The organism is Citrobacter sp. wls829 (assembly GCF_005280825.1).
GTDB classification, from domain to species: domain Bacteria; phylum Pseudomonadota; class Gammaproteobacteria; order Enterobacterales; family Enterobacteriaceae; genus Citrobacter; species Citrobacter gillenii.
In genome coordinates this window covers 1-5,310 of the sequence record NZ_SZWP01000015.1, presented here as the reverse complement: position 1 = coordinate 5,310, position 5,310 = coordinate 1, and the positions used below count along the sequence as shown (strand labels likewise).

Annotated in this window: 9 protein-coding genes; all 9 read left to right on the top strand. The window is 55.6% G+C overall.

Annotation, left to right across the window (positions count from 1 at the left end; translation table 11 throughout):
- Positions 1-47: 47 nt before the first annotated feature.
- Positions 48-911: a GTPase family protein gene (locus FDW88_RS01645; protein WP_016154552.1), complete on the top strand. Its 864-nt coding sequence runs from the start codon at positions 48-50 to the stop codon at positions 909-911.
- Positions 912-1,002: 91 nt separating this feature from the next.
- Complete coding sequence (locus FDW88_RS01640; RefSeq protein WP_001548153.1) at positions 1,003-1,824, top strand: DUF932 domain-containing protein; 822 nt, start codon at positions 1,003-1,005, stop codon at positions 1,822-1,824.
- Between the two features lie 216 nt (positions 1,825-2,040).
- A complete protein-coding gene (locus tag FDW88_RS01635; RefSeq protein WP_023326104.1) occupies positions 2,041-2,742 on the top strand; it encodes a WYL domain-containing protein in 702 nt (233 codons plus the stop codon).
- Positions 2,743-2,782: 40 nt separating this feature from the next.
- A complete protein-coding gene (gene ypjK / locus FDW88_RS01630; RefSeq protein ID WP_001144031.1) occupies positions 2,783-3,019 on the top strand; it encodes a protein YpjK in 237 nt (78 codons plus the stop codon).
- On the top strand, positions 3,019-3,462 hold the full coding sequence (locus FDW88_RS01625; protein WP_000824223.1) for a YfjS/YafY family lipoprotein: 444 nt from the start codon (positions 3,019-3,021) through the stop codon (positions 3,460-3,462). The genes ypjK and FDW88_RS01625 overlap by 1 nt, the downstream gene beginning before the upstream one ends.
- Before the next feature lie 22 nt (positions 3,463-3,484).
- The gene (gene ykfB / locus FDW88_RS01620) at positions 3,485-3,952 is read left to right on the top strand and encodes a protein YkfB (RefSeq protein ID WP_001547765.1); all 468 of its coding nucleotides are present in this window, start codon (positions 3,485-3,487) and stop codon (positions 3,950-3,952) included.
- 76 nt (positions 3,953-4,028) lie between these two features.
- Positions 4,029-4,268, top strand: a complete 240-nt coding sequence (locus tag FDW88_RS01615) for a DUF905 domain-containing protein (protein WP_000194654.1) — start codon at positions 4,029-4,031, stop codon at positions 4,266-4,268.
- Between the two features lie 97 nt (positions 4,269-4,365).
- On the top strand, positions 4,366-4,824 hold the full coding sequence (locus FDW88_RS01610) for an antirestriction protein (RefSeq protein ID WP_000211838.1): 459 nt from the start codon (positions 4,366-4,368) through the stop codon (positions 4,822-4,824).
- A gap of 15 nt (positions 4,825-4,839) precedes the next feature.
- Positions 4,840-5,310 (top strand): RadC family protein (locus FDW88_RS01605; protein WP_006812594.1); only part of this gene is annotated, 471 nt, incomplete at its 3' end.

The following is a 5,310-nucleotide window of genomic DNA, read 5'->3' as shown; positions in this document are numbered from 1 at the left end:
ATCTCACGATTCTGCCGTTTTTGTATAATTTTTCAGAGGAGTAGCTAATGAACAATTCTGAAGGTTTGAAGTCGTTTCAGCAATCGCTTGCTGGCCTGCCACAGTGGGTGTCTGAACGTATATTGCAGCAGATAAATCAGTTAACCCATTACGAGCCAGTAATCGGCATTATGGGTAAGAGCGGTGCCGGTAAATCCTCACTCTGCAATGCCCTGTTTGCCAGTGAGGTATCACCGGTCAGCGATGTGGCGGCCTGTACACGTGAGCCACTGCGCTTTCGCCTGCAGGTTGGCGACCGCTATATAACGCTGATGGATCTGCCCGGCGTGGGCGAAAGTGGCGCTCGCGATACCGAGTATGCTGCGCTGTACCGCGAACAGCTTCCTCGCCTCGACCTGGTACTGTGGCTGATTAAGGCCGATGACCGGGCGCTGACGGTGGATGAACATTTTTATCATCAGGTGATTGGAGAGGTATACCGGCATAAGGTGCTGTTTGTTATCAGCCAGTCGGATAAGGCCGAACCTACCAGCGGTGGGGGACAGTTGTCCACGGCGCAGAAGCAGAATATCAGCCGCAAAATCTGCCTGCTGCATGAGCTGTTCCAGCCCGTCCATCCGGTGTGTGCTGTGTCGGTCCGTCTACAATGGGGGCTTAAGGTGATGGCCGAGCGGATGATTAAGTGCCTGCCACGTGAGGCCACCAGCCCGGTGGTGTCGCAACTCCATCCTTCCTTTCGCACGACGGTAGTCCGGGAACAGGCTCGTAGCGATTTTGGTGAAACCGTCGGGGCCGTACTCGATAGCATCAGTGCCTTTCCCCTGATACCCGCCCCTGTGCGGGCCGTCATTCAGGCCGTGCGCACCACCGTGGTCTCTGTGGCCCGCGCCGTCTGGGATTTCTTCTTCTGAGTATTTAATCCATCCCTGTTATTTCCCTGACCCTGTCGCCGATGCGACGGGGATCCCCTTTATTTGTTTTCCCGTTATGAGGAGTCTGCTTATGACCCGTCTGGCTTCGCGCTTTGGCGCTGCAAACATTATTCGTCGTGACCGTCCGTTAACCCGCGAGGAGCTGTTTCGCGTGGTGCCCAGTGTGTTCAGCGAGGACAAACATGAATCCCGTAGTGAACGCTACACCTATATACCCACCATCTCCTTGCTGGACAGCCTGCAGCGAGAAGGCTTCCAGCCATTCTTTGCCTGTCAGACCCGTGTGCGTGATCCGGAGCGTCGCGAACACACCAAGCATATGCTGCGTCTACGGCGTGAGGGACAGATAACCGGTAAGCAGGTGCCGGAAATAATCCTGCTCAACTCTCACGATGGCAGCAGTTCGTACCAGATGCTGCCGGGACTATTTCGTGCGGTTTGTCAGAACGGGCTCGTCTGCGGTGAGTCGTTTGGCGAGGTGCGGGTGCCACACAAGGGGGACGTGGTGAGTCAGGTGATTGAAGGCGCGTATGAGGTGCTGGGGATTTTTGACCGGGTGGAGGAGAAACGGGATGCCATGCAGTCGTTGCTGTTGCCACCCCCGGCACAGCAGGCACTGGCAAAAGCCGCCCTCACATACCGCTTTGGTGAAGACCACCAGCCGGTGACTGAATCGCAGATCCTCTCCCCTCGCCGCTGGCAGGATGAGAGCAATGACCTGTGGACCACGTACCAGCGTATTCAGGAGAACCTGATTAAGGGCGGGCTCAGTGGCCGTAATGCCAAAGGAGGACGGTCACATACCCGTGCCGTTCGCGGTATCGACGGGGACGTGAAACTTAACCGGGCACTGTGGGTGATGGCGGAAGCCCTGCTCACGCAACTGCAGTGACCGTTTAATGTTGCTGCTTTGTTAATATCGGACACCACCTGTCCGCATCGCACCGTGCTGACGGTCCTCACTCACCGAGGGAAGGCCTGTAACCCCCGCTGCCTCTGGCTTTTGCAGAAATGAAAAATAGTTTCTGTGGTGTCCATACCCTGTCCGACCCTCTCTTTAAAGTAATCACATCATTTTCAGTCAGTTAACTTTCACGGAGAACGTCTCATGACACAGGCAGAACGCCGCCATGACCGGCTGGCTGTCAGGCTGTCACTGATAATCAGCCGTCTGGTGGCAGGGGAAACGCTGAGTGTGCGTAAGCTTGCCGCTGAGTTTGGTGTGTCGGTGCGCACGCTGCGGCGTGATTTTCGTGAGCGGCTGATGTATCTGGACCTGGAGTATCAGTCCGGATATTGCCGCTTACGCACTGCGGGCAGTGAGACGCAGATGGTGCCCGACGTGCTTATCTTTGCCCACCGCAGCGGGATGGCCGGTCTTTTCCCTGGCTTTGACCGTCGTCTGGTAAACGCACTGCTGATGTGCGATGAGTCTCCCTGCGTAATCGCACCCGCCAGTCCGGTTCCTTCGCCATCAGGCGCATTGTCTTTCTGGCGACTGATTCAGGCCATTACCGGGCGCAGGCGGGTGACTCTGATTGCCGAGGGGCAGCGCTGTGAGCGGCTGGCTCCCTGCCGGTTACTTATCCACCAGCAGGCCTGGTATCTGGTGGCAGAGCACGACGGACATATCGCCGTATTCTCCCTGGATGAAATCCATCTGGTTCAGCCCCTGCAGGAGACTTTCCGGCGTAACGACAGTCTGTGTCGTCTTGTTGAAGACCCGGGCTTTATTCAGTCCTTACCCCATTTTCGCTTTATCCAGCAGTCACTGCTTACGTTTGTTCCGGCCAACAGCTCACCAGAATAGCGCAAGCGTTGTTATCAACCCGGCAACAGGGAGGAGCCCTATGCCCGTTATTGCCATTATCGCCATTGTTGTCATCGTCATCATTCTGAACAAAACCGGGGTGTCCGACAGTCTCGCGGCCCTGACCCTTGCCACTGTTGCCGCACTGCTGACGGGAGGTGGCGCAGCCGGTGCTGCCAGTGTCGCGCTGACACCGTTCGTCGGCGTGCCGGTGGGTATTTTCGTGGGCATTTATGTCTTTGCCAAAGTGGTTCGTCTGATTTCAGGAAAAAAATAATGAAACGTAAAACACTGCCTCTGCTGGCGCTGGTTGCCACCACTCTGTTTCTCATCGCATGCGATGACAGAAGTGATGACCTGAAGGCCATCAGTAAATTTAAGGACCTCACCCCACCGCGTTTCAGTGATGTGGTCAGCCACCAGGATGATGTCAGCGAAGAATGGTCACAGGTTGACTACTTATCCGGTCCCACCTTGCAGGTTTTACGTACCCGCCAGTCGCCCGATGGCTGCGAGGATGGCAGTTACTACTACCTCGTGGATATGCAGGAAAAAACCGTCCAGCCACTGATGAATGCGCTGTGTATTGCCGATAACATCAAACTGGAATACCAGGAGGTGACGGACCCGTATACCAAAGAAAAATACTTTGAGTACGCCCATGACGGCAAACTGATGGGGCAGCTACTGATACCCTCGAACCCTGACAATCAGGAATAAAACAACGACAAAGGAGACAAGAATGACAATACTTTCACTAAGTCGGTTTATGCTGGCGGGTGTACTGCTCGCGAGCTTTAATGCCTCTGCTATCCCGGGGTTCTGGCAGCAGGGTTACGGTCAGGGCAATACGGAATACAGCGTGACCGAAGCCAGCGGAAAGACGTTTACCATCAACTGCACAGGGAACCCGGACCAGAATGGTTTCTATCAGCATTCAGTCTTTCTTACCCTTGCCGATGACAAGATGGTCAGTTCGCACGATGACGACACTACTATCACCGTAGTGATGGATCACCAGCAGTACATTATTCCGTCCAGCCTGGGCTGGCGTAACGGCGATAACGCCTGGTTTGACTTCATCAGCAATATCTCTGAGGCCGGGCAGTTCGACGTCTACGTCAATGACCACAAAGCAGGGACCTTCACTGCGGACCGGAAGAACGCTGAGAAAGTTCTGTCCACTCTCGGAGACTGCAGCAACGACTGATAGTAGTATCTTCCCCAGCAAATCCACCCCGACAGCTAGCAGGCTGCCGGGGTTTTCTTTTATCAGGAGCCCGAAAATGACCCAATCCGTGTTGCTGCCACCGGGGCCTTTCACCCGGAGACAAGCGCAAGCGGTCACTACCACGTACAGCAATATCACACTCGAAGACGACCAGGGCAGTCACTTCCGTCTGGTGGTTCGTGATACTGAAGGCCGGATGGTCTGGCGGGCATGGAACTTTGAGCCGGATGCCGGTGAAGGTCTTAACCGCTATATCCGCACCTCAGGCATCCGTACAGACACGGCCACCCGCTGATCGCGAAGCATTTACCCGCATTCACCTCCCCGAACACACTTTATATCCCCATACGCCAGCCATCGCCGCTGGCGTTTTTATTGACGGAGACATACCCATGACAACACAGACGCAGCACGACCTCGCACCCGCTAACCAACCCGAATTTGAACTGACCGTCACGCCGGTCCCCGATGAACAGCGTATCGATTTCTGGCCACAGTACTTTGGCGCTATCCCGCAGTGGCTACTCCTGGAGCCGCATATCTTCGCCTGGATGGACCGCTTCTGTGAGGGCTACAGCGGTGGTATCTGGTCGTTCTACACCCTCAGCAATGGCGGCGCATTTATGTCCCCCGAGCCTGACAACGATGAGACATGGCGTCTGTTTAACTGCCTGAACGGTAACGATGCCCAAATGAGTGCAGAAGCAGCAGGTATTGCTGTCTGCCTGATTGCGTATAGCCACCATGCCTGCCGTACAGAATGTGACGCGATGACCGCACACTATTACCGCCTGCGGGAGTATGCCATGCAACATCCAGAGGCTCACGCCATTCTGCGTATTATCGACTGACCGAAGGAGCAACAGATGAAACAGCTTTCCTTTTTACCCGGCGAGATGACGCCACAGGACCGGCGTCTCATTCAGCGGGCGCTCAGGGCTCTGGACCGCCACCTGCATGAGCCCGGCGTAGCCTTCACCTCTACCCACGCCGTACGTGAATGGCTGCGACTGCATATGGCCGCGCTTGAGCGGGAAGAGTTCCGGGTGTTGTATCTGGACAACCAGAATCAGTTGATTGCCCATGAAACGCTCTTCACCGGCACGATTAACCGCACCGAGGTGCATCCCCGGGAGGTGGTCAAACGTGCTCTGCACTTCAACGCGGCGGCGGTGATACTCGCGCATAACCATCCTTCCGGCGAGACGACACCTAGCCAGGCCGACAAAACCCTCACGCAGCGACTGGTTCAGGTGCTTCAGCTGGTGGATATCCGTGTCCCTGACCATCTGATTGTCGGTGGCAGGCAAATCTATTCGTTCGCAGAACACGGTCTG

What these genes read in the sequence shown, in the direction of transcription:
- FDW88_RS01645 (WP_016154552.1), top strand. Translation starts at nt 48, where the DNA reads ATGAACAATTCTGAAGGTTTGAAGTCGTTTCAGCAATCGCTTGCTGGC.
- FDW88_RS01640 (WP_001548153.1), top strand. Translation starts at nt 1,003, where the DNA reads ATGACCCGTCTGGCTTCGCGCTTTGGCGCTGCAAACATTATTCGTCGT.
- FDW88_RS01635 (WP_023326104.1), top strand. Translation starts at nt 2,041, where the DNA reads ATGACACAGGCAGAACGCCGCCATGACCGGCTGGCTGTCAGGCTGTCA.
- ypjK (WP_001144031.1), top strand. Translation starts at nt 2,783, where the DNA reads ATGCCCGTTATTGCCATTATCGCCATTGTTGTCATCGTCATCATTCTG.
- FDW88_RS01625 (WP_000824223.1), top strand. Translation starts at nt 3,019, where the DNA reads ATGAAACGTAAAACACTGCCTCTGCTGGCGCTGGTTGCCACCACTCTG.
- ykfB (WP_001547765.1), top strand. Translation starts at nt 3,485, where the DNA reads ATGACAATACTTTCACTAAGTCGGTTTATGCTGGCGGGTGTACTGCTC.
- FDW88_RS01615 (WP_000194654.1), top strand. Translation starts at nt 4,029, where the DNA reads ATGACCCAATCCGTGTTGCTGCCACCGGGGCCTTTCACCCGGAGACAA.
- FDW88_RS01610 (WP_000211838.1), top strand. Translation starts at nt 4,366, where the DNA reads ATGACAACACAGACGCAGCACGACCTCGCACCCGCTAACCAACCCGAA.